Origin of the sequence: Acinetobacter sp. KAM396, from assembly GCF_021602765.1 — a bacterium.
Lineage (GTDB): Bacteria > Pseudomonadota > Gammaproteobacteria > Pseudomonadales > Moraxellaceae > Acinetobacter > Acinetobacter towneri_A.
In genome coordinates this window covers 27,964-51,379 of the sequence record NZ_BPPH01000012.1, presented here as the reverse complement: position 1 = coordinate 51,379, position 23,416 = coordinate 27,964, and the positions used below count along the sequence as shown (strand labels likewise).

Here is a 23,416-nt window from a genome sequence, read left to right as displayed (position 1 = left end):
CTTATAATTTTTCAACACAGTATTCCAGAGACGCTCTGGAGTAATACGCACTGATTCAATATATGCAGCTGATGGGGGCATTGCTGTCTGATCGACAACAGGCTCTGGCTGTACTTGAGTTTGCTCTGGTGAGATAGAAGGCTTATCCATTTTTAGTTGCCTCCCATTCCGCTTCATACTTTTCGCGTTCAACATCGAAAGTGTTGCTATGACTCCCTGCCCAATACGCAGCAATATGAATTAAGTGCTCAAGAGTCCCAAAGACGGCGCCATGAGTACCTTGCTTGATAGTTTCTTTGACTACTTCGACTTCATCTTTAATTTGATAAAACATGGTCTCAAGCCATGATGTATTTTCATGAGCAAGAGAGTAAGTGTCGAACAGATCCCCAGCACCGTACTGATCATCAGGCTTATGCGTATGTCTGTTAAGTTCACGCATGCAAGTGTCTGCTTGACTGTTAGCAAGCTGTTGGGAAATTATTATTAGATTTTCTAGTTCAGCAAAAGCAGAGGAGTCGGCTTTATCATTTTCTTGTACAAATGCTTTGACGAAAGCCGTTGCTTTGTTGATCTGGTTAGCCAAAGTTCGAAGTTGTGTGGCAGCTTCAGATGCAAGTGAATAGGCACTGATAATATCAGCGACACTGTAAAAAGGAATTGATTGTTCTGGAAATTGAATTTGTACTTTTGCGTTCATGACGAATGCGCTCCTTGTGTTTGTTTAGGAGCTTTACCAGTCACGACCAAGTGAGGGTGGTAAAGCTGAAAAGGGTTGGTCGACAGGTACACAAGAGACCTGCACATCCGAAGATGTCCCTCTCCAGCTTCACCATAGAGATGCAGAAGCATAGAGATTTTACGCATAAAAAAAGCCCGTAGCGGACTGTATGCGCTTGTGTATTCATAGCCGACCAAAGCTAATTCGATGATTTTGCACCGAACAGGATCAATATAGCCGATCATTTTTAATTTGAGAAGCCTTAAACAGAAAATATTTTGAAAATTCATGGCCGCTCCCCAAACCTTTTAGCTAGGATCTGCATACCTTTTGGCAATATGAAGAACTCAGTCTGTGTGTAACTGTATGATTGACCTGAAGGCTTTACACCTTCTTTGAGTGAATACTTAGTTTCACAGTAGCCGCGATTTTCACTGTAATAAGTTGAAGCTCTGGCATTGTTTAGATACCGATCCCAATTATGTTTCCGAAGCCATTCAGCCAGTTCTTGCTGCTTCACATTCAAAATTTTGCAGGCTTGCTGAAACTTAACGCCGTGCTCTGTATGTGTAATTGTTTCGATGGCTTTTGAGAGTACTTGGTTTTCAGCACTTAACTGGAGATTCTGTTTAGCTTGGACTTCAATCGCCTGCAGGAGATGCTGAGGATTGCTGATATCGAATGCTGGAGTCTGCTGCTCAAGCTCATACCAGCGTTTTACAATTGCTGCGGTAAACTCCGGGCAGAGCTGCGCAACCACAGTAATTGAATCAAGCTTTCCTTGTTCACCAGAAAACACATATTCAGTACTTGTACGGCCATTTGTAGGCTTTTCCACCGTTGGTGGTAAAGCAATAACACGGCGTTCAGCTAAACGTTCGATAGTTCTTTTGACAGAATCTAAGCGGATGTTAGTTAGGCAAGCGATATCTGAACTCAGCATTTGTTGCGATGGAAAAAGTACATTAATAGAAGCATTCATTATTAAGCCTCCAATCCTTTTGAAGCCATCCACGCTTCAATATCTTCTATGCGCCAAGCTGTAATTCGTTCGGTTAGCTTGATTGGTGCAGGGAACTCACCAGCACGCACTTTATCCCAGATGGTTGTTTCCCCCATTGGTAGCAGACCTTGACGTTCAGGGCGAGCTTTAATAATTCGAGTTGTTCCATCTTTTGCGGTGTAAGTACGTTCCTTGCGTGGTGCAGTAGTCGCAAGTTGGGACATGCGATAAAAGCCTTTTGGTGCTGTAGTTTGTTGATGAGTAGACATAAAAAACCTCTAACGTTTGTTTCGTACTGCAACGGCGTTAGAGGTAGTATGTTGTTGGTTCTTATATGTTAATAGATGGAAAGTTCCACTTGATCTATATTAAGTTTCACTTGATATATATTTTTCTTTGGTCCTTCCAGGCTCTCTAGAATAAGGAGGAGCTACTTCTTTAATCCAGTCTTTTAATGATATGGCCTGATCAGGTAATTCAATACGGTGTTCGGTCTGGCTTAGCTCTGCATAAACTGTAATAGCCATTTCTTTAATTTTAATTTTGTTATCCCTATCTTGACTCCATAGATAATTAGCTAGAGTTTTTGCTGCTAATTTAGCTCGTTCTCTGGCTGGGCTTATTCCTCGTGGCTTTTGAATTTGTTTTTCAATTAAAGTTTCAATCGTTTCAACTTTTCTGCCTCTAAGCTTTAAAGAGCCTTCAATAATTCTAGAAAGTTGATAATGGGTTATTAGAAGATCTGTTCGGTTTATAGCTTGATAAATAGCAGGCTCACCTTCCTTTTCAATTGTGGTGTCAATTACAGGCCTTGGTATAACAGACCCATGATATAGCCTAGGTCTTTCCCACAAAAGTTCAATCCAAGCAATATGGACGTCAGTTACGGAAGCAATAGCATCAGAAAGCAGCGTAGATCCCCTAAGTTCATTTACTAAAACAGAAGAAGGCCTTTCTTTAAAAACTTCTAAAAAATAGTTTTTGGGGTTTCTTATATATGAGTCTTGGATGTCTAGAATATTTCCGAAATAACTAAATGAAGTATCTCCAATAAACTTTTTATTTATAGTTAAAAGTTTTATTAATTCTTGTTGTACTTCAAGTAAGCAACCATCATCAAAAAATAAATTAAGTCTTGCATTGATAATAGCCTCTAGAGTGGCATCCATATCGAAATGCAGCTTTGTATACCCGCCATGTTTATTAACATCAGCATACTCGTTCCATTCGTCCGTCATCTCTTCAGCATAAGATGCTTGACCATGCCAGCCTTTTACGAAGATATAGAGCTGCAGGTCATATACCAGTGCCATATTTAATAGCTTTTTGGCATCATAGTAATCAACTTTCAAAGCTCGATTTAACTCTTTCGCTGCATCCTTCAATGTATAGAAAGGAGCTGGATTTTTAATATCTTTAATATTACTCATGACCATTTATCCTTTTAGAAAACGCAGCAGAGCTATGCCATCTTGGTATTAGGTTTAAAGTGAATTAAATTTTCACTATCGTTGTTTGGCTTGAATTTCGATACATCACCCCCCTGACGAAGTGTGTCTAAATAATCAGCCCATAGCTGCATCATTTCGCGTCGACGGCGCAAAAATTTGGTTCGGTTATAAGCTGTACCATTCGGGTCTCTAACCTTGTGAGCAAGCTGATGTTCTACAATGTCTGTTCTGTATTCGATTTGTTCATCTAGCAGGGTTCGCGCCGTTGCACGGAATCCATGAGCTGTATGTTTCCCTTTAAAGCCTAATCGTTTTAGTACTTGGGTAAGGGTATCTGTACTCATGCACTCAGATGAAGTTTTGACACTTGGAAAAACGTATTTTGAAGTGGTCCGCAATTCTTCAAGTTCTTTGAGAATGTCATACGCTTGAATTGATAACGGTACGATGTGGTCTTGATTGGTTTTACTTGCTGCAAAGGACAGGCATCTATTTTCAAAGTCTACCGATTCCCAAAGTAGGGTTCTGATTTCCCCAGGGCGCTGGTAGATATATGCTGATAGCTTTATTGCTAACTCAGTTCTAATTCTCGTGCGTGGAAAGTCTTTGGTTAAACGCCATGTTTTACGCAACAGATCTGCCAGCTCTTTCTCATCCGTCACAGCGTTATGATTGCCTTTAGTCGGCTGGGGAAGAATGATGTCTGGAGCAGGGTTGTAGGTAATTATTCTTCGCTTCAATGGAAGCTTGAGTACCATGTTTATAATGGACTTAATACGTCTCGCTGATTCAAGTGCACCACGTTCAATAATCGCATCAGTCACATCACGTTCCAGCTGTTCAGTGGTCAGATCTGCAACCGGTAACTTTCCAATAAACGGCAATATATCTTTATTCAGTTTGCGAATTGTTTCGTGGTCTACCTTTCCCTCGTGTCTACGGATCTCTAGCCATTCTGCAGCAAATTTACCGAAAGTATTCTCTAAGGTTTGAAGTCGCTCACGTTTCTTATTATTACGTTGCTCAGCTGGATCGATGCCATCTAACAACATCTTCTTAAATTCATCACGTTTAGATCTTGCTTGCTCAAGGCTAACCATTGGATAGGTGCCGATTGCCAGGGTGTTATATTTTTGAGTTACTGGTCGACGGTAATCCATTCGCCAGTATTTCGCTTCTGTTTCATCAATCAATAAATACAGTCCACCGCCGTCCGGGTGTCTCTGCTTCTTTGCCCCACTCACATCAAAGCTAAGATTTTTAACCTCTTTAGCAGTTAGTTTATTAGACTGTTTTGCCATTCTGATTTCTCCTGGTTGTCGGTATAAAATCAGCGCTTTTGGAGAGTTTTTGGTCAAAACTTAGCTGATTTGGATTTATACCGACAAAGTTGTCGGTATACTACCGTTATTCCCCGTAGTGCATCGGGCATAAAAAAAGGCTTAACCCCTTTAGGATCAAGCCTTTTGCACTACGGTAAACTACCGTAAATATCGAATTTGGCGGTGAGAGAGGGATTCGAACCCTCGATACGCTATTAACGTATACACACTTTCCAGGCGTGCTCCTTCAGCCACTCGGACACCTCACCATAGGCGGTGGATAATAACCAAAAAATAGCACAAAGCCAAGTTGAAACATTTGATTTAGAGAAAAACTTTCAGCGTAGTGCTATGATTCTCAAAAATACCGTCTAAATCGAAGACACCTATGCAAAGTACTGCAAAAAAAGCAGCCTTACCCGTCATTACCTTGGCTGCGCTTGGCGTCGTATTTGGGGATATCGGAACCAGCCCCCTGTACGCCTTCCGACAAACTTTTTTAACGGCACATCTTGCAATTACTCAAGCCAGTGTATTGGGAATTTTATCCCTGATTTTCTGGTGCATGATGCTCACCATCAGCTTCAAATACGTCACCATCATTATGCGTGCCGATAACAATGGCGAAGGCGGGATCATGTCATTATTGGCATTGAACCTGCGTACCACTCGCATTGCCGAAGACAAAAAAATCTTTCTGATCGCACTTGGCTTTATTGGCGCATCACTTTTCTTTGGCGATGGCATTATTACCCCCGCCATTTCAGTATTGTCAGCCATTGAAGGGCTAAGTATTGCCACACCTATATTTAATCAATGGCTCGTACCGCTCTCAATTGGTATTTTGGCGGGACTGTTCATTGTGCAGCGTCATGGTACCGGCACGATGGGCAAATTTTTTGGACCACTGACTTTGCTGTGGTTTTTAGCGATTGGCGGTGCGGGGCTGCTCAGTATCATCCAAACTCCGTTTGTATTGGCCATGGTCAGTCCACATTGGGCGTTTAACTTTGTAGTAGACCAACCCTTTGTTGCATTTCTCACTATGGGTGCAGTAATTTTGACCATGACAGGTGGCGAAGCACTCTATGCCGATATGGGACATTTTGGGCGGATGCCCATTCGCCTTGCGTGGTTTTTAATTGTCTTACCTTGTTTGTTATTGAATTACGCGGGACAAGGCGCATTACTGCTACGCAACCCTGCAGCAATTGAAAATCCGTTCTATATGTTGGTGCCTGAATGGGGCTTATATCCGATGATTGGTCTAGCCACAGCTGCAGCAGTGATCGCTTCTCAAGCGGTGATTACAGGGGTATTTTCAATGGTCAATCAGGCCATTCAATTGCGTTATTTGCCACGCCTGACCGTACGTCACACGTCCGATGTCGAACGTGGTCAAATCTATTTGCCATTCATTAACTGGGCCTTATTTATTTCGGTGCTCATCTTAATTTTACTGTTTGAAAATAGTGCCAATCTTGCCAGTGCCTATGGTGTGGCAGTGACCATGACCATGCTGTGTGGCACTATTTTAATTTCAGTGTTGGCCTATGGTTTTTGGCGTTGGCCGATGTGGAAGGTTGCCCTTTTTGCTGTGCCATTTTTAACACTAGATTTAATTTTTGTGGCTTCGACCTCGCTCAAAATTGTAGCGGGTGGCTGGGTACCAATTTTAATTGGCGCCATCATGTATACCATTTTAATGACGTGGAAAGATGGTCGTGCATTGGTTTTCAATCGTTTGGAAAAAGATGCTTTGCCGATAGACCTGTTCATTCACAGTATTAGTCTGGGCAACGAAACCATGTTCGTCCCTGGTGATGCGATTTTCCTGACAGGTACGCCTAACATCGTGCCGCATGCCATGCTGCATAATATTAAGCACAACAAGGTGTTACATGAACGTAATATCATGGTAACAGTTATCACGCGTGATATTCCATTTGTGCCGCAAGAAGATCGGATTCAAGTCGAAAAACTGGATGATCGTTTTTATCGAATTACCATGTACTACGGTTTTAAAGATCAACCGAATATTCCGAATGCCTTGAAACAAGCTTATGAACAGCTTGAGTTTGAATTCGATATGATGCAAATGAGTTTCTTTATTTCGCGTGATCGGATTGTGCATACGGTGGGCGATGGTATGTCACCGTGGCGTGAAAAACTGTTTATTTCAATGCAGCGCAATACCAGTCCAGTGAGTGATTTCTATCAAATTCCAACCAACCGTGTGGTGGAGTTGGGTAGTCAAATCGAAATTTAAAAATCACTCAACAGCTTGAAAAAACCAGCATTGCATCGTGCTGGTTTTTTATTTTTAACTCAAGCTTAGTCTTAAATTGATCCTATTGTTCAGTATCATTTAGCTGCAGATGATTTAAGTCATTGTCTTTTAAATCTGCGTCCTGTGCGGCAGGTGCTGTGGTTTCAAGCTGCTTAGTCGTGGGCAGATTGACTGTTGACTCTTCAGGTGCAGCAGGGCTTGGTGGTGCAGCATTGAGCGCTTCTGCGGTGACATCTACATCATCGCCAGCATTCACAGGTAAATCGGCTGAAGATGACAATAAGGGAGCAGAAGGGGCTGGTATGTGTTGTTCGTTCATCTGCTCAGCCTGCGCTGCGTGTTGAAGTTCAGATTCAGTTCTAGCAGGCATGGTCACTGGTACATGGTTTTGAGCCCGATTAGCTTGTTCAGCAGAAATTTGGTTTGCAGGTTGTTGCGCCATATTTTCTATTGGACTTGTTAAGTTTGCATCTGCACTCGATACAATCCGTATTTGATCATTGGCAATTAATTCTTGTAGTGACCCTGTTTGTCCATTAATCGTGGTGCTTATTTTTACCTTAGATAAGCTTTCCAATGTATCACCTGCCTGAATGGGTGGTTCGGCAAAGGCAGAAATGCTGATGCTGCTGACCAAAGCACAAGCACAAAGATGAAAACGCATGTATTTCTCCATCAAAACTCGCAAGATAAAGTTAAAACCAATTTAAATCGTCAATCACACCTAGCTTGAGCATCGTAATGTGCTTAGGTGTCGCTGGACGATGCCTTAAAGGTGTATTTAGCTTGGCAGATTCGCTGAAAGGGATGCAATCAAACCTACTAAACCTAATCTAGACTGATGTCAAAAGTGCTTAAAACTCAGGTTGTGTGTGGCTTTTGTGGTGTTATAGCGCGGGTTTTGTATAATTGTTAGGCGAACAAAAGATGCTTCATATACAAGCTGTGAGTGGATTGTTAAGCTCGGGCAAACTCTGCGGATTTAGAGCGAAGTCACAGTAACGGTTATGGCAAGAAAACGGCGCAATTCCACCAATATTTGGACTCAAATTTTCAATCAAAACAGTTTGAAGGTGCTGCTTGGTGTAGTAGCAACTGGCAGTTTTGTGATTGCTTTTGGTCAAGAAAAAATTAGTCAGTGGACTTCACTGGTCCCGAGCACAGGTAATAGTGCTTGCTTAACTCAGTTTTATCGGGAAACGCCGCCCTATTTGCTGAAAAATAGCCTGCAAAAAAACAGCTATCCGCTGTGTTTTAATGACTTTAATGTGATGTACTCAGGGGTATCCAAAACCCCATTATGGGTGGCAGAAGTTTTAACACCTGCACGTTTGAGCCAACGGATTCCGCGTGAAGAAAACTTTCACGAAGAACCGCGCGTCAAATCCGAGCATCGTGCAACTTTGCAGGATTATCGTGGTTCGGGTTATGACCGTGGACACATGGCTCCGAATGCTGACATGACCAACTTGGCAGCCCAGTTTGACAGTTTTTCTTTGGCAAATATGGTTCCGCAATCCCCTAAAAATAATCAGCAGGTTTGGCGTGAACTTGAAGAAGCTACGCGTGCGGTGGTGACCAAACAAAAGCAAGATGTGTACGTGATTACGGGGCCAAGTTTTAATGCCAAACGTCTAAAAACCATTGGCCAAGGGGTTATTGTGCCGACTGCGGTGTATAAAGCCGTGTATATGCCTAAAACAGGCGCGATAGGGGCTTATTACGCGCCCAATAATGATTCGCTGCAGGTGCAAGTGGTGAGTGTCTGCTATTTAGAAGAACAGTTAGGCATCAATTTATTCCCACAATTAACTGAAGAAGAAAAGCGTAATACCTATAAATTGCCGTTGACTGCCAATGCTGTAAAAGCCAATATACCTATTGCTTATTCGCATTGGGATGCAGAAAGTCAGTGTGCGGAAGATGTATCTGCCGAGCAATTACAAGCTTTACAAAACGAATTTAAACGCTCGGGTAGTAGTCCAGCATCGGGCGCCAGTATTGATGCAGATACTCAAGATGCAATTGTGAAGCAGTTGATTGAAGCTTTATTGCAATATATTTTACAGTTGTTGAGATCTTAAACTAAGTTAAGAAGATGGATATTGCAACCTTCATTCTAGGGTGAATTTAATGTTTAAACCGTTTCAAAATGGGAATGAATCACATGCGATTCATGACTTAACCTTAGAAAATGATCTAGATTGCATCAATGTGTATGGCAATTTGCAAATCAGCAAAGATCAGGCAGGTTTACAAGCAGCTAAAGCACTGCAGGCATTTTTAAATGAAGTGGTTGCGACTTTAGAACAGACCCCCAATTTGCCTCTGAAGTTAGATCGTCCTGAAGCGGGTGAAATTGAAAATCCATTCTTGTGATGGATAAAATTTAAACGGATTGAGCTTCCAAGCAGCAAGATATAAAAAAGCCCGCCACTTTACAGCGCGGGCTTTTTATTTTGAATCATTCAAATGCAAAGTTTTGAATTAGTCTTCAGTTTTAGCCATAGCTCGATACAACACCGCACCAATCACCGCACCGACAATTGGAGCGACCCAGAAAGCCCAAAGCTGGCTCAGTGCTGCAGTTTCTGCAAAGAAGGCTACACCTGTACTACGTGCAGGGTTAACAGATGTATTGGTCACAGGAATACTGATCAGGTGGATTAAGGTCAGTGCCAAACCAATTGCAATTGGGGGCAAAACCTGCAGGCGCACGTTTGTCAGTTGCACCCATAATAATCATCAAGAAACCTGCAGTGAGTACAACTTCAATCATTAAAACTGAGCTAAGTGCGTATTTACCAGGAGATAAATCTCCATAGCCGTTGGTTGCGAAACCACCTGTACCTGCAAAGCCTGCTTGACCTTGAACAATCAGATACAGCACCAATGCCGCTAGCGTTGCACCAATAATTTGTGAAATAATATAAGGCGCCAGTTCTTTGGCTTCAAAACGACCGCCTGCCCATAAACCAATACTGACCGCAGGGTTAAAGTGTCCACCGGAAATGTGCCCAAGTGCATAGGCTGCAGTTAATACGGTCAGACCGAACGCAAGGCATACACCCACAAAACCAATACCTAATTCAGGAAAAGTTGTAGCCAATACCGCACTACCCACAACGATCAAAGGAACACAAGGGGTTCTTAAAGCGAAATATGGGACAGTAGAGGTATTCGGACTCTTTTTTTTGCCTGTTTTGCGCCTAAATAAAAAAAGTGTAATCCGAGGATTACACTTTTGAAACTTAAAATTAAAGTCAAAAACAGTTTTGTTTTTTAAAAATTACAAACGCATTTCAATACCTTGCGCTGCCAAATATTGTTTGGCTTCTGGAATAGTGTGCTGACCAAAGTGGAAAATTGAGGCAGCCAGTACCGCATCGGCGCCGCCTTTTAAAATACCATCTGCCAAGTGCTGTAAATTGCCCACACCGCCAGATGCAATCGTCGGTACGGTGACACGGTCATTGATGGCACGCATGAGCGCCAAGTCATAGCCTGCTTGGGTACCATCGGCATCCATTGAAGTGATCAAGAGCTCACCTGCGCCATAGTCAGCCATTTTCACTGCCCATTCAAGCGCATCAATACCCGTTGGTTTACGGCCACCGTGAGTGAAAATTTCCCATTTGTTATCGCCCGTTTTTTTTGCATCAATAGCAACCACAATACATTGCGCGCCAAAACGCTGTGAGGCTTCTTGCACAAATTCAGGGTTAAAGACTGCTGCCGAGTTAATACTGACCTTGTCTGCACCTGCGTTCAGCAATAGGCGGATGTCTTCAACCTTACGCACGCCACCCCCCACGGTGAGCGGTACGAACACAGTTTCTGCCATACGCTCTACGGTACGATAGGTCGTATCACGGCCATGATGGGTAGCGGTAATGTCTAAAAAGGTGATTTCATCGGCACCTTGTTCATTATAACGACGCGCCACTTCGACAGGGTCGCCCGCATCACGAATATCAAGGAATTGCACGCCCTTGACCACGCGACCATTATCTACGTCTAGGCAAGGAATAATACGTTTCGCTAGCATAAATTTTTCCAATTATTACAGCCGATTATGAAACTCACCCACACAAGCGCTACACCTTGGCAGATGGAGCGGGTATTCTATCAAACTTAGCTCAGGTTTTTCGCAGGTTTTCTATGTCGGTTTATACTCCTTTGACTTTAAAGGAAGTTCAGGTTTTTGCAGCACCATATGGATTGGAGGTGGTCGAGCTGATTCCCATTCAAGGCGGGATTCAAAACACCAATTATTTTTTGCGTTGCGACAATCAAAACGACTACGTGCTGACCATTTTTGAAGAATTAGATCAGCAAGCGGCAGGCGAGCTCATTCCTGTATTACAGCATTTAGGGCAAGCGGGCTTGCCTGTGGCAGTGCCCTTGTCACACTCAGGACAAGCCATTCATCGTTTAAAAGATAAACCTGCACAAATTGCACCACGTTTAATTGGGCAGCATCCGACACTGACAACAGTGGCACAAGTGGAAGCGATTGCAATTGCACAAGCCAAAATGCATGTGGCGTTACAAAATTTCCCTTTGCAGCGCGATCATGTACGTGATCATGCTTATTGGGCAGGAGTTGCCCGCCAATTAAAACCAAGCATGCATGTGGCAGATCAAGCTTTATTATCGAAACTATTGGGCTTGTATGAGGCTTTAACCGCAGTCTATCCGCAGCGTCCTAAAGGTTTTATTCATTCAGATTTATTTCGTGACAATAGCTTGTTCGTAGAGGAGCAGTTGCAGGGCATTTTAGATTTTTATGAATTAAATCAAGATGAATTGCTGTTTGATATTGCAATCACCCTGAATGATTTTTGTACCGATTTTCCAGAGCTCAGCTTAAATGAAAGCAAGGCGATTGCATTTTTAAATGCCTACGAAACGGTGCGTCCTTTAACCGAAGATGAAAAAGCCTGTCTGGAGCTGTATCTGGCAATGGCGGCAGGACGTTTTTGGTTAATGCGTTTGCAGGTGGCTTCTAAAAATGCGGCAGAAGGGCGGACAGGGGCAGATATTTTGCAAAAAAATCCAGATGAAATGCGGAATATGCTTATTGAACGCTTAAAGTTTGTGACGGCTTGAGGGATATAGCACATGCGTGATCAAGGACGTTTAGTCGAATGGTTTGATGAGCAGGGTTATGGGTTTATTCAGCCGAATGACCCTCAAAAAGATCGCGTGTTTTTACACATTAAGGACTTTGCTCGACAAGGGCCACGTCCCATTGTGGGCTGTGCCTTGGAATACACCGTAACTGTGGATGAGCGTGGACGTTACCGAGCGCATCAAGCGGTGTATTTAAAAGCTTCACAGACCAAAGCAGCAAAGGCAGCTGCTATGAGTGCAAAAACATCCAACAGCACGCAAAAAATGCAGCCAATGCAAATAGTGTGTGTGGCTTATATTGTTGCTTTGGCTTTGCTGACGCTGTTGGGATTGCTCAGCGGTATATTGTTATTATTCATCAGTTTGATGAATGCGCTGAGTTATTGGTTGTATGCACAAGATAAAGAAGCTGCACAGCAGGGCGGGCGTCGTATTCCTGAAAATAACTTGCATATTGTGGCTTTTTTAGGGGGCTGGCCTGCAGCATGGTTAGCACAACAAAAATTACGCCATAAAACACAAAAACAACCCTTTCGTAAGATTTATTTTTGTACGATTGGGTTAAATATCTTGCTGATTTTATGGTTAGTTTCTCCGCTGAATCAGCTTAATATCTAATTGGAACTATAGTTCCAGTAACAGGCTTATCAGGTGCATTATGTCAGACGCAGAGCATTCATATTCAGTAGATCAAGACCCACATCGCTTATTGACCATGATTTTATATGTGCTGTATATCGTGGCGATTTTTTCTGCGGGGATATTGGCCGTTATTGCCTTGATCATCAACTATTTAAAACGTAGTGATGTACAAGGTTCAATTTTTGCCAGTCATTTTACTTGGCAAATTCGCAGCTTCTGGTGGTATCTGTTTTGGAATATTGTGGCATTCGTGCCTTTCTTTTTGGTGTTCTTTAGTCCAGATGCGCAAAGCTTTGCCAGTATGACTTTGGCTGCGACACTTTTCTGTATCGCAGTAGTTGCTATTTCATGGTTATGGATGGTTTACCGTGCTATACGCGGTTTAATTCGTGTGAATGACAATTTACCGATGTATCATTAAATCCACGTTCGTTGGTCTTTTAAGATGTTTTGAGCATCTCACCGAAATGCTGTTTATTCAGCTTTTTTTAGATGATGTGTTTCGTTTTAAAAATTTTGGTCGCCATTCGCTGACCAGCACCCCTAAAACCACCAGTAGTCCCCCGAACAACGCCAAAACGGCTAAGCGCTCGCCTGCCAAACGTCCAATCAATGCTGCCCAAACAGGTTCACCTGCATAAATAATAGCCGCTTGCGCAGGGTCGACTTGTCGTTGTGCCCAGTTCATCACCAATTGAATCACGGCACTGGCAATGCCTAAGCCAAGCAACACAGCAAGGAGTGACCACTGAAATTCGGGCAATTGAGTTTCTCCAACTAGTGGCGCAATCGCAAAACACAATAACGATGCACAACCTAGTTGGATGAGAGTCACGCGCTTTAAATTGACCCGATTAGCAAAATAGCCAATTAAAATAATTTCAAAGGCAATCGCAATTGAACCGATTAAAGTAATGGCTTGTCCAAAATTTAACTGAATTGCGCCTAAGCCATTGCCCGTTAAAAAGACCAAACCTACAAATGCCAAAATAGCACCCAACCATGTCATGATATGCGGACGTTGACCAAAGCATAACCACAGCAACAGCGGTACGAGCGGAACATACAGTGCGGTTAAAAAGGCCGATTCGCTACTGCTGATACTTTGTAGCCCAATGGTTTGAGTGGCATAACCTAGCGCAATGACTGCGCCTATAGCAAAACCTGCATAAAGTTCATCTAGGCTAAAACCACGTAGGCTTCGCCATGAAATTAATCCCACAGCCAAAGTGGCTGCGGCAAAACGTAAGCCTACAAACAGTACGGGACTGCTGAAATTCAAACCGTATTGCACGGTAATGAAGGTTGCACCCCAAATTAAAGTAATCAAAATGAGCGCCAGTTGCGGGGCTTTGCTGCGAAGCATTGGTGAAAGCTGAGACATATAATTTGTAGGAGATGAAAAAACTTAAGATGAGTAAAATAAAAAAGAGGTCCGCAGACCTCTTTAAAATACGCGGCAGAATTACAAAGATTGCTCATCTAAAAGCAACTGTGCTTCACGCAGGCTTAAGGTGCCTTCGTAAATTGCACGACCTGTAATCGCACCTAAAATGCCAGGCTGACCTTTTAGATTGCGTACGTCATCTAAATTGGTTACACCGCCAGAAGCAATCACAGGTAAGCCTGAATATTGTGCCAAGTTCACAGTTTGTTCTACGTTCACACCTTGCATCATGCCATCACGGGCAATATCGGTATAAACAATGCTAGATACACCTGCATCAGCAAAACGCTTGGCTAAATCTGTTGCTTTCACGTCTGTGACGTTGGCCCAGCCATCGGTAGCCACCATGCCATTCATGGCGTCAATGCCGACAATGATGTGTCCTGCGAATTTCTTGCAGGCTTCTTCTACAAAAGTAGGATCTTGTACGGCTTTGGTGCCAATAATCACGAACGATACGCCTGCATCTAAATAGTGTTCAATGGTTTCGAGTGAACGAATGCCGCCACCAATTTGAATTGGGAGATCGGGTTGTGATTTTGCAATCGCTTCAACCACAGGTTTATGAATTGGCGTACCTGCGAAAGCGCCGTTTAAATCGACTAAATGCAAGCGACGCGCGCCTTCATTTACCCAGTGTTGTGCTGTTGCCACTGGATCGTCAGAAAATACAGTATCATCTTCCATACGACCTTGTTTTAAACGAACACATTTGCCATCTTTCAGGTCAATTGCAGGGATGATCAGCATGCTTCCGCTCCTTGCCAAAAACTTATTGAATTCAATTTATGCATCTTAACAAAGTATTGTTAAATCTCTAAGCATCTGTTGCAGGTTTTGTTTTAGATGGGCGAATCCGCAATTTGAGTGAACTGTTGGGAATATGCTCGGGCAATAGACCCAAACGCCCCAATTCTTCAAATATCAACACAGGCGCGTAGGCATCGGCAGCAGCATAGGCAATTTGTGCTTCACTGAGCTGTTTGCGTGCCCAGTTTGAGGTGCTAATACTTCGGCTTTTAGGGAAATGAACGTGAAATAATAAGGCCATGGCATTTTTAAGCCCAAGCGGACTTTTAAAACCAAAACTGCCAAAACACTTAGATAATTCAATCACGCTATTCAGTTGTATGCCTTTTTTACGAAATAAATGGGCATCATTTTTCAATCCAAACCCCACTTTAATTTGATCCCGATTGGCAAAAATTGGCTGCAAAAATTGCCAAATTTCATCATTGAGCTGAAATAAATACGCTTTTTCCAAGGTTGCAAGCTGAATTAAATGCGGGCCTGTAGAAACTTCACCTACATTAAACGTCGGTTTGGATTCAGAATCGAAACCCAAGACAGCTGCGGTTTTCAATTCAGTTTCAATCGCTCGACATTGTTCTAGATTTTGAATCAGAACAATATTTTGACGGGCAATATTTTCAAACAGTGGCAATTGCCGAATTTCATCAGGGCTAGGCAGGGTTCGCAAGCGAGTGAGATCCATAACATTCAAAGCGGTAAGGAGGCGGTTTTAGCCTAAAGTGTTTTGCAAAATTTGGCAAAGTCTAAACATTGAAAATACTGTGTAAGACAAAGATTGACGTGAATATCCTGAAAAAATAGCCCAACAGATGGGCTATTTTGAAAGATCAATCAAGCGGAATATTTTTGCTTAGAGGTTGCTGAATACGCCTGCCGAGAAGCTGCCAATAATCGCTAAAATCATCAGCACAATAAAAATCCAAGCCAGTACTTTTTCCCAACCTGCAGTTTCACGTACCGCACCATAGCTATTTTGACGATCATCGCCAGGTGCAAATACCAAATATAAACCCAAAATAATATTCACCAAAGGCACCAAAATCAGCAAAGACAACCAGCCAGTATGATTACGGTCATGCAAGCGGCGGATGGTGAAAATAAAGCTAAAATAGAACACAACGATATAAATGACCACGAGCAAGATCATGCCGATGCCCATAGAGCCAGAGCTGAGCTCTAGCAATAAATTAGGTGCAACAACGGCAATAATTGCAATCAGTACTGCAAGCCCCAAGCTGAGCAAACAGTTCCACGCTAAAAATGATAATCGACCAAAACGCCCCGCTGCACTGAGTGCAGAATCTTGTACATATTGACTCATTGTTGTAATTCCTAGATTTTTTGAATTTTCTGTCGCACAGCATATATTTGCGAAAAATCTTGTGAGATATTTTTCTCACATCGCAAACATAGACCAATTATCGACAGCCCCTCAGTTTATTTTGAATAAAAAGGTATAAAACGCTTTAATTTTAAACACAAATCAGTGTGCAATAACAGTGAAAAACATTCACGCATAAATAAAGCCGAGATTAACTCGGCTTTAAAGGGAGGATCATCTTGAAGATCAGATGTTCCATTCCACGAAGTTTTTTAGTAACTGTAAACCCACAGTGTGACTTTTTTCTGGATGGAACTGTGTCGCAAATAAGTTGTCTTGATGCAGAGCCGTACAGAACGTTAAACCGTAATCACAGGTCGCAGCCACGATTTTTTCATCTTGTGGTTCGACATAAAAACTATGCACGAAGTAAAAACGTGCATCTTGTTCAATGTTGTTCCACATAGGGTGGTTCGGGTCACGTTGGTGTACCTGATTCCAGCCCATGTGTGGCACTTTCAAACCTGCTACTTCAGGAAAGCGTTTGACTGTGCCAGCAAAAATACCCAGTGCATCGGCACCGCCATTTTCTTCTGAATGTTGCATCAGCGCCTGCATGCCTACGCAAATTGCCAATACAGGTTTATTAAAGACCGCATTGCGTACCACGTCATCAATGCCAGCTTCATGCATGCCTTGCATACAGTCACGCATGGCACCCACACCTGGAAACACAATTTTATCGGCTTGTGCAATCAGTTTTGGGTCATTGGTCACATCTACCGTTGCACCCACATGTTCTAAAGCTTTCGCTGCAGAGTGTAAATTTCCCATGCCATAGTCAAGAAGGGCAATTCGGGTCATTAGAGTGTTCCTTTGGTTGATGCCACTGTATTTTCAGCACGCAGATCGACTTCACATGCCATGCGTAAAGCACGTGCAAATGCTTTAAATACGCTTTCAATTTGGTGGTGGCTGTTTTTACCTTTGAGGTTGTCGATGTGCAGTGTCATTAATGCATGGTTGACAAAGCCTTGGAAGAATTCTGAGAATAAATCCACATCAAAAGTACCAATACGCGCACGGGTAAATGGGATATCCATAAATAACCCCGGACGGCCCGATAAATCCACAATCACGCGGCTTAAAGATTCATCAAGCGGTGCATAAAAGTGACCGTAGCGTCGTAAACCTTTTTTATCGCCCAAAGCTTGCGCAAAAGCTTGACCAAGCGTGATACCGCAGTCTTCCACAGTGTGGTGATCATCAATTTCCAAGTCGCCATCACAATGAATATCAATATCAAACAAACCGTGTCGCTTGATTTGATCAATCATATGGTCTAAAAATGGAACTCCAGTGTTGAGTGTGCCTTGACCCGTACCGTCCAGATTCACACGAACTCGAATTTTAGTTTCGTTGGTATTCCTCACCACTTCACTGATACGTTGGGTCATAGACACGTTCCTCAAAAAAACGTCAAAAATGATTGATGTAAAATGTTTTCGCTGTGACGAAGTCTCAGCATATTAGATTGCTCAGGAGGGTTAATCAATGCCTATTACCGTACATGCCTATACTTCACTGGAAAATACCGAAGTGCGCAGCCAGCTTGAGCGACTGTATGATACCAGCCCTGAATTTGGTGATGGGCAAGATGCGGTAAGCCAACTTGAGCAGAACTTGGCTCAGTATACCCTACTTTACACGGCAGAATTTAATACTAAAGTGATTGGTGCGATTTGGTGCACAGGGCAAGATGAGCATCGTACGCTTGAATATATTGTGGTGCATCCTGCAAACCGAGGTCGAGGTGTGGCAGATCGTTTGGTAAGTGAAGTGTGCCGTATGGAAGAAGCCAAAGGTGTGCAGCATTTTCAGCCAGGCTGTGGCGCAATTCATCGTTGTTTAGCACATTTGGGTAAATTGTGAGTCATAGGCACTAAGCCTATAATATCAGGTGGTTTTTCATCCAATTTATGCAGGGGTTGCTGTAAAAGTAAACATTTGCACTGAAAAGCGAAAAAGACTATTGACGTCTTACAGCTGAAACTGTTTAATACGCGTCATTGGCGTGATAGCTCAGTCGGTAGAGCAACGGATTGAAAATCCGTGTGTCCCCAGTTCGATCCTGGGTCTCGCCACCATATTCTAAACGGTTAAACGTTTTCAATCCCTGATCCCATCAGGGATTTTTTTTGCATAAAGTTTATGCGATCAAATAAAAAAGTGATGATTTTTATTGACTATTCAGCCGAGATACGGCTTAATACAGGGCATTGGCGTGATAGCTCAGTCGGTAGAGCAACGGATTGAAAATCCGTGTGTCCCCAGTTCGATCCTGGGTCTCGCCACCATATTCAAAAGCCTCAAACACTGTTTGAGGTTTTTTTATGCTCCAAATTTTTTATGTCTAAAACCAAGCCTTGTACTCAAAGCCGCTTGGTATCTTCATCTAACGTCCACGATCCCTGTCAAAAAAGTGGATTAGAATAAAGGACTCCTGGTCAGGGAATGCAGCATGAAAGATTTGTTTTCGCGGGGTAGCGATTTATATCGTCAGGCACGTCCGCAATATTCCACTGCAATTGTCGATACGATTTTACAGCACGTACCCGAGCGCGGTTTGGCATGGGACTGCGGTGCAGGTTCAGGGCAGTTTACCCAGTTATTAGCACCACATTTTCAACAGATTTTAGCCACAGATTTAAGTCGGGCACAGTTGGATCAAGCCCCACACTGGGCGAATGTGCGTTATCGCGCTTGTTTGGCGCAAGACAGTGGATTGGCAGATGCAAGTGTGGATTTGATTACCGTTGCGCAAGCGATTCACTGGTTTGATTTTGAAGCCTTTTACGCCGAAGTGCATCGGGTGTTAAAACCGCGTGGAGTATTCGCTGCGGTGGGCTATGGGCTGATTCAAGTTGTAGACCCTGGGGTGAATGCAGCAATTCAACGCTTGTATTTTCAGACCTTAAAAGGTTATTGGGATGCTGAGCGCCGTTATATTGATGATTTATATCGCACGATTCCTTTCCCATTTAAAGAAATCGTGACACCTGAACTTTCCCTAAAATATCGCTGGCCGGCAACACAATTGCTGAATTATTTAAACACCTGGTCGGGACTGCAGCATTATTTAAAGCAGCATACAGAGACGCCTTTGCTTGAATTACAACAATTGTTGCAGCAGCAATCTGTTCAAGATTTGGAAATTCGGTTTCCAATTTTGCTGCGTTTAGGTTGTTTGGTATAAAAAATCACTATTTCGAAATTGCTTTGAGATTAAAATAAGGCTTGGGTGAAAAAGGATATTTCTCCACACGTGTAATGGCGTAATGTGTGAGGTGTTCTATGTCTAAATTTTTTCCTGCTGTTTTATTCAGCCTTGTGCTGTGCCTTCCTGTGACTGCTTTTGCCAATCTTGATAAGCCTTTACAGGTCTTAGATGACCGTGCATTAAGTGCTGAATATGGGCAATCCAATACCCTGAATTTGGTGCAAGATCAATACCGTTTTACTGTACAAGACCTCGTGAACCAGGTTCGAGCTGAACAAGCCGCAGATTTGGCAAATAACTTTGCAGCTTTAGGTTCTCGTTTTTATATCAACCCGCAAGGTCAAACCGTGCTACAAATTCAACGTGATGTCGTGTCTTTAGGTGTGATTGAAACCACACTCAGTGTGGATGGTTTGCGTCAGTTAGGACAGCATTTTATAGATGAATTTAAAGCTTTGGCATTTGAGTAAAGTCGAGTGCGTTGTCACAAATGACGTTGTGATAATTTATGAGACGTAAAAACTTAAGACATAAAAAAACGCCCTGAAAAATCAGGGCGTTTTTTATTGCACATGAATTACGCTGGTTGCGCAGATTCTTGTTGTGCAGGTGTCAACATGTGACCATGTTCTTCGAAGTTTGCATGCCAAGACAATGCTTCACGAAGTAGGTGAGGAGTGTGACCACCTTTTGCACATGCACGCTCGAAGTAATCGTTCAAGGCATTGCGGTACATTGGGTGTACACAGTTGTCGATAATCGCACGAGCGCGTTCACGTGGTGCAAGACCGCGTAAGTCTGCTAAACCTTGCTCAGTAACTAAGATGTCAACGTCGTGTTCGTTATGGTCTACGTGCGCAGCCATTGGAACGATAGATGAAATGTCACCGCCTTTCGCAATTGATTTAGTCACGAAAATCGCCAAGTGTGCGTTACGTGCGAAGTCACCTGAACCACCAATACCGTTCATCATTTTGGTACCACATACGTGGGTTGAGTTCACGTTACCGTAAATATCAAACTCAAGTGCAGTGTTAATGCCAATGATGCCTAAACGACGGACTAATTCAGGGAAGTTAGAAATTTCTTGTGGACGTAAAATGAATTTGTCTTTGTAGTGTGCAAGATTGCCAAATACGCGATCGCCACATTTTTCAGACAAGGTCATTGAACAGCCAGAAGCGAATTTCATTTTGCCCGCATCAATCAATTCAAACGTACAGTCTTGGAGTACTTCTGAGTACATCACCAAGTCTTCAAAGTTAGAGTGTTTGAATCCTGTTAATACAGCGTTTGCAATTGAACCGATGCCTGCTTGTAATGGCGCTAGGTTTTTCGGTAAACGACCTTGTGCAACTTCATTTTCAAAGAATGCAATCAAGTGATCTGCAATTGCTTGAGTTTCGTCATCTGGATCGGTCACGTTAGATGGAGAGTCAAGTAAGGTATCGTTAAATACAATCCCCACAACTTTTGCAGGGTCTAACTGAATACCTTTTGTACCAATACGTTGGTCAACGTGAGTTAATGGTACTGGACCACGTGTTGGACGCGCTTCAGGAATATAAATATCGTGTAGACCTTCAAATTCTGTGCTTACAGTCGTGTTGATTTCGATAATGACTTTATCTGCATATTCAACAAAGCTTGCAGAGTTACCTACAGAAGTTGTTGGAATGATTAAGCTGTCTTCAGTAATCGCTACTGCTTCAACAATCGCGATGTCTGGGCGTTTAAGCGTATTGTTACGCATTTGCTCAACGGTTTCAGACAAGTGCTGGTCAATGAACATCACTTGACCTTGGTTAATTGCTTTACGCAACGTGTTGTCTACTTGGAACGGCATACGACGAGCCAAAACACCTGCTTCTGTCAATTGCTTGTCTAAATCGTTACCAAGACTTGCACCCGTAATTAAGTCAATTTTTAAAGGATTGGTTTTAGCGCGTGCCACCAATGCAAGTGGAACAGCTTTTGCTTCACCCGCACGAGTAAAGCCACTCATACCTACGGTCATACCATCTTGAACGAATTCAGCAGCTTGTTCTGCGCTGATTACTTTGTCGTGGAGGGAGGCTAAACGGATGCGATCTAAAGACATGGCGAACTCTCATAAAATACTTGACTGATACCGATTGTACCGATCAAAAAAAGTATTTTGCATAGGTATTAGGCTAAGGTCTAATTTTCTGCCTAAATGCGCATATAAAAATACTAAATGATACATAATTTATTGAATTTAATATTTTATTTTTATACTAATCGGTAAATGAAAAAATATATTTGATATATTTTTATACAATTTTGATATGCACCATCTGAAATTTTTGCTTTGGTCATCCATCTGATTTGCTGTTGGCCTGAAATTGGTGTAAAGCAAGCCAGATGGAGATCAAATGAATCAGCCGTTTAGAAATGTTCACTCAAACTTTGTTTGATTTTTTCTAGCGTGCCAATATTACTTTTTTCTTCCACAATTTCAGCTTGTAGTGGCAGGGTTATAATGGCCTCTAGACCCCCGTGTTCACGATTTTGAATGGTCAACTCGCCTTGATGAATATCGACAATACGTTTCACAATTGCCAAGCCTAAGCCACTGCCTTGTACGGTGCGGGCTTCATTGCCACGTACAAACGGCTGCATTAAATCGGCAATCTGGTCTTCAGGAATTCCTGTACCATTGTCAGCAACACAAATCCGAATCTGATCCTCTAGCACTTCTGCTGAAAGTTCAATTGGTTCTGCCCCATAGCGTTTGGAGTTGTTAATTAAGTTACCAATCAGACGTTTTAGTGACAAACTACGTGCCTGAATTAGAGGTAATTCCTGTGCAGTATAGCGTATATCCAAAGGTTTAAACTGAATAATCAGTTCCTGCAACAACACATTTAAATCAGTTTCTTGTAATTCTTCATCGGAACCATCACGCATATAAGAAATGAATTGATTCAAAATCGCATCCATATCTTCTACATCGTAAATTAAGCCCTCTTTTAAAAAGTCTTCATCGGGCATCATTTCGGCACTTAAACGAATTCGTGTCAGTGGCGTGCGCAGGTCATGAGAAATACCCGCCAGCATGATCCGACGATCACGTTCAGTCTGTTCCAAGGTATAAATCATCTGGTTAAAGGCTTGGTTGACCTCGCGAATTTCCTGCGGGCCGTGATTGGTTTCCAAATAGGGTGCTTTGCCTGTTTTACTGTAGCTGTTGGCAGCATTTTGCAGACGACGCAAAGGTCGGTTCAACTGACGTACCAAGGTCAAAATAATGGCTGCAGCCAAAAGCGGAATCCCCAAAAGCCAGCCAAACACCAATTCAGGGCTGTAGTTGGCATAAGTTTTGAGGGGTTCACGTACCCAGTTGCCATTCATTTCTGGGGTTTGAATCCAAATACGAGGGCTGGGCTTAAACTGAAAATATACAGTGACGTCCTGCATTTTTAATTCAGTTGCCAGTTTTTTTTCAATTTGTCGGGTAAAAAATTCGGCAATGACTTTTTCCCGTACATTGGGAAACTCACGTGGATCGGTCACATATTCAATGCCGACTCGATTTTTTAGCCAAGCATCTACATCAACTTCGGCTTCATTATGAAAAATGCGCAAATCTGGATTGTTTAAAATTTCCAGTTCAACCGCTAAATAGCGGGCGTGTTGTTGAATTTCAGGTAAATACAAGGTGCGCCAAAAGAACCACAACGACATAAACAGACTAAACAGCACTACAAACACCACCAGTACCGTGGTACGCATGGCTGCAGAGCGTGGTTTGATTTTGTCTAAAAAACGCTCCCAACGGGTACGTTTCTTTTCAGAATACGCCACATAGTCGGTAAATTCTTGTGGGTCGATGGGTTCGAGTTTCACATCTTGTCCTGTGGCAGAGGTTGTAAAGCGAATTTGGTGAGTGAAATTTTATGATAAATATACTTGTTATTAGAATGTGTGTTCTTTAAATCATTGCGCAATGATCGGTGTGCGCATAAA

24 protein-coding genes, 3 tRNA genes and 2 pseudogenes are annotated in these 23,416 nt (G+C 42.6%); 11 read left to right on the top strand and 18 right to left on the bottom strand.

Translation table 11 applies throughout. The annotated features are described in order from the left end of the window. Window positions 1–142 precede the first annotated feature (142 nt). From L6C30_RS08220 to L6C30_RS08190, 7 genes and pseudogenes are all read right to left on the bottom strand, one after another. Window positions 143–700 (bottom strand): hypothetical protein, encoded by a 558-nt coding sequence (locus L6C30_RS08220; RefSeq protein ID WP_236162838.1) that lies wholly within the window; start codon window positions 698–700, stop codon window positions 143–145. Next, a pseudogene (locus L6C30_RS08215) lies at window positions 697–1,011 on the bottom strand (hypothetical protein). Before L6C30_RS08215 ends, L6C30_RS08220 begins: the two are co-directional and overlap by 4 nt. Beyond that, window positions 1,008–1,703 carry a phage antirepressor KilAC domain-containing protein gene (locus L6C30_RS08210; RefSeq protein WP_194559024.1) on the bottom strand — a complete coding sequence of 232 codons (696 nt, stop codon included), beginning with the start codon at window positions 1,701–1,703 and terminating at the stop codon, window positions 1,008–1,010. The pseudogene L6C30_RS08215 and the gene L6C30_RS08210 overlap by 4 nt, the downstream one beginning before the upstream one ends. Window positions 1,704–1,705: 2 nt before the next feature. After that, window positions 1,706–1,993: an AlpA family transcriptional regulator gene (locus L6C30_RS08205; RefSeq protein WP_068535178.1), complete on the bottom strand. Its 288-nt coding sequence runs from the start codon at window positions 1,991–1,993 to the stop codon at window positions 1,706–1,708. A gap of 99 nt (window positions 1,994–2,092) precedes the next feature. Continuing rightward, window positions 2,093–3,154 carry a hypothetical protein gene (locus tag L6C30_RS08200; protein WP_236162837.1) on the bottom strand — a complete coding sequence of 354 codons (1,062 nt, stop codon included), beginning with the start codon at window positions 3,152–3,154 and terminating at the stop codon, window positions 2,093–2,095. A gap of 32 nt (window positions 3,155–3,186) precedes the next feature. After that, the gene (locus L6C30_RS08195; RefSeq protein WP_236162836.1) at window positions 3,187–4,476 is read right to left on the bottom strand and encodes an integrase arm-type DNA-binding domain-containing protein; all 1,290 of its coding nucleotides are present in this window, start codon (window positions 4,474–4,476) and stop codon (window positions 3,187–3,189) included. Window positions 4,477–4,675: 199 nt separating this feature from the next. Beyond that, window positions 4,676–4,766: transfer RNA gene (locus L6C30_RS08190), tRNA-Ser, on the bottom strand. Between the two features lie 119 nt (window positions 4,767–4,885). Between L6C30_RS08190 and L6C30_RS08185 the strand changes: the two genes are divergently transcribed. Then, window positions 4,886–6,766 (top strand): potassium transporter Kup, encoded by a 1,881-nt coding sequence (locus L6C30_RS08185; RefSeq protein ID WP_019838239.1) that lies wholly within the window; start codon window positions 4,886–4,888, stop codon window positions 6,764–6,766. Between the two features lie 82 nt (window positions 6,767–6,848). On the opposite strand, the gene L6C30_RS08180 is transcribed toward L6C30_RS08185, so the two are convergent. Beyond that, window positions 6,849–7,451, bottom strand: a complete 603-nt coding sequence (locus L6C30_RS08180; protein ID WP_019838238.1) for a hypothetical protein — start codon at window positions 7,449–7,451, stop codon at window positions 6,849–6,851. Between the two features lie 343 nt (window positions 7,452–7,794). Between L6C30_RS08180 and L6C30_RS08175 the strand changes: the two genes are divergently transcribed. Beyond that, window positions 7,795–8,871, top strand: coding sequence for a DNA/RNA non-specific endonuclease (locus L6C30_RS08175; protein WP_236162835.1), 1,077 nt, complete (start codon window positions 7,795–7,797; stop codon window positions 8,869–8,871). A 49-nt stretch (window positions 8,872–8,920) separates the two neighbouring features. Continuing rightward, complete coding sequence (locus tag L6C30_RS08170; protein ID WP_236162834.1) at window positions 8,921–9,166, top strand: hypothetical protein; 246 nt, start codon at window positions 8,921–8,923, stop codon at window positions 9,164–9,166. A 108-nt stretch (window positions 9,167–9,274) separates the two neighbouring features. Here the strand turns inward: L6C30_RS08170 and aqpZ are convergent. Beyond that, window positions 9,275–9,860 (bottom strand): annotated as a pseudogene (gene aqpZ, locus L6C30_RS08165) (aquaporin Z). A 216-nt stretch (window positions 9,861–10,076) separates the two neighbouring features. Beyond that, on the bottom strand, window positions 10,077–10,835 hold the full coding sequence (hisF, locus tag L6C30_RS08160; protein WP_019838234.1) for an imidazole glycerol phosphate synthase subunit HisF: 759 nt from the start codon (window positions 10,833–10,835) through the stop codon (window positions 10,077–10,079). Window positions 10,836–10,948: 113 nt separating this feature from the next. Here hisF and L6C30_RS08155 point away from each other — a divergent pair, with 113 nt between their 5' ends. From L6C30_RS08155 to L6C30_RS08145, 3 genes are read left to right on the top strand one after another with little or no spacing between them, the layout of a single operon-like run. Next, window positions 10,949–11,899, top strand: a complete 951-nt coding sequence (locus tag L6C30_RS08155) for a homoserine kinase (RefSeq protein ID WP_236162833.1) — start codon at window positions 10,949–10,951, stop codon at window positions 11,897–11,899. Between the two features lie 12 nt (window positions 11,900–11,911). Beyond that, entirely contained in the window at window positions 11,912–12,541 is a 630-nt protein-coding gene (locus L6C30_RS08150; RefSeq protein WP_019838232.1) for a DUF1294 domain-containing protein, read from the top strand. 40 nt (window positions 12,542–12,581) lie between these two features. Further along, a complete protein-coding gene (locus L6C30_RS08145) occupies window positions 12,582–12,986 on the top strand; it encodes a hypothetical protein (RefSeq protein ID WP_019838231.1) in 405 nt (134 codons plus the stop codon). Between the two features lie 57 nt (window positions 12,987–13,043). Here the strand turns inward: L6C30_RS08145 and L6C30_RS08140 are convergent, their stop codons facing one another. From L6C30_RS08140 to hisB, 6 genes are all read right to left on the bottom strand, one after another. After that, window positions 13,044–13,931 (bottom strand): EamA family transporter, encoded by an 888-nt coding sequence (locus tag L6C30_RS08140; protein WP_019838230.1) that lies wholly within the window; start codon window positions 13,929–13,931, stop codon window positions 13,044–13,046. A 99-nt stretch (window positions 13,932–14,030) separates the two neighbouring features. Continuing rightward, complete coding sequence (gene hisA, locus L6C30_RS08135) at window positions 14,031–14,762, bottom strand: 1-(5-phosphoribosyl)-5-[(5-phosphoribosylamino)methylideneamino]imidazole-4-carboxamide isomerase (protein WP_019838229.1); 732 nt, start codon at window positions 14,760–14,762, stop codon at window positions 14,031–14,033. 67 nt (window positions 14,763–14,829) lie between these two features. Then, the gene (locus L6C30_RS08130; protein WP_236162832.1) at window positions 14,830–15,507 is read right to left on the bottom strand and encodes a 3'-5' exonuclease; all 678 of its coding nucleotides are present in this window, start codon (window positions 15,505–15,507) and stop codon (window positions 14,830–14,832) included. Between the two features lie 168 nt (window positions 15,508–15,675). Further along, window positions 15,676–16,146 (bottom strand): DUF805 domain-containing protein, encoded by a 471-nt coding sequence (locus L6C30_RS08125; RefSeq protein WP_236162831.1) that lies wholly within the window; start codon window positions 16,144–16,146, stop codon window positions 15,676–15,678. Window positions 16,147–16,392: 246 nt separating this feature from the next. Further along, window positions 16,393–17,010, bottom strand: a complete 618-nt coding sequence (hisH, locus tag L6C30_RS08120; protein ID WP_070153599.1) for an imidazole glycerol phosphate synthase subunit HisH — start codon at window positions 17,008–17,010, stop codon at window positions 16,393–16,395. Continuing rightward, window positions 17,010–17,603 (bottom strand): imidazoleglycerol-phosphate dehydratase HisB, encoded by a 594-nt coding sequence (gene hisB / locus L6C30_RS08115; protein WP_019838226.1) that lies wholly within the window; start codon window positions 17,601–17,603, stop codon window positions 17,010–17,012. Before hisB ends, hisH begins: the two co-directional genes overlap by 1 nt. A 97-nt stretch (window positions 17,604–17,700) precedes the next feature. Here hisB and L6C30_RS08110 point away from each other — a divergent pair, with 97 nt between their 5' ends. The 5 genes from L6C30_RS08110 to L6C30_RS08090 all read left to right on the top strand — a co-directional run bounded on the left by L6C30_RS08110 (window position 17,701) and on the right by L6C30_RS08090 (window position 19,896). Continuing rightward, window positions 17,701–18,078: a GNAT family N-acetyltransferase gene (locus L6C30_RS08110; protein ID WP_019838225.1), complete on the top strand. Its 378-nt coding sequence runs from the start codon at window positions 17,701–17,703 to the stop codon at window positions 18,076–18,078. Between the two features lie 139 nt (window positions 18,079–18,217). Continuing rightward, window positions 18,218–18,293, top strand: a tRNA-Phe gene (locus L6C30_RS08105). A gap of 134 nt (window positions 18,294–18,427) precedes the next feature. Continuing rightward, window positions 18,428–18,503: transfer RNA gene (locus L6C30_RS08100), tRNA-Phe, on the top strand. Between the two features lie 164 nt (window positions 18,504–18,667). Next, window positions 18,668–19,402, top strand: coding sequence for a class I SAM-dependent methyltransferase (locus L6C30_RS08095; RefSeq protein WP_019838224.1), 735 nt, complete (start codon window positions 18,668–18,670; stop codon window positions 19,400–19,402). A gap of 98 nt (window positions 19,403–19,500) precedes the next feature. Beyond that, a complete protein-coding gene (locus L6C30_RS08090) occupies window positions 19,501–19,896 on the top strand; it encodes a hypothetical protein (protein WP_236162830.1) in 396 nt (131 codons plus the stop codon). Window positions 19,897–20,003: 107 nt separating this feature from the next. Here L6C30_RS08090 and L6C30_RS08085 read toward each other — a convergent pair whose 3' ends face one another. Together L6C30_RS08085 and L6C30_RS08080 are read right to left on the bottom strand one after the other, a co-directional pair. Continuing rightward, the gene (locus L6C30_RS08085) at window positions 20,004–21,527 is read right to left on the bottom strand and encodes an acetyl-CoA hydrolase/transferase family protein (protein ID WP_019838222.1); all 1,524 of its coding nucleotides are present in this window, start codon (window positions 21,525–21,527) and stop codon (window positions 20,004–20,006) included. A 308-nt stretch (window positions 21,528–21,835) separates the two neighbouring features. Beyond that, a complete protein-coding gene (locus tag L6C30_RS08080) occupies window positions 21,836–23,296 on the bottom strand; it encodes an ATP-binding protein (protein WP_236162829.1) in 1,461 nt (486 codons plus the stop codon). Window positions 23,297–23,416 lie beyond the last annotated feature (120 nt).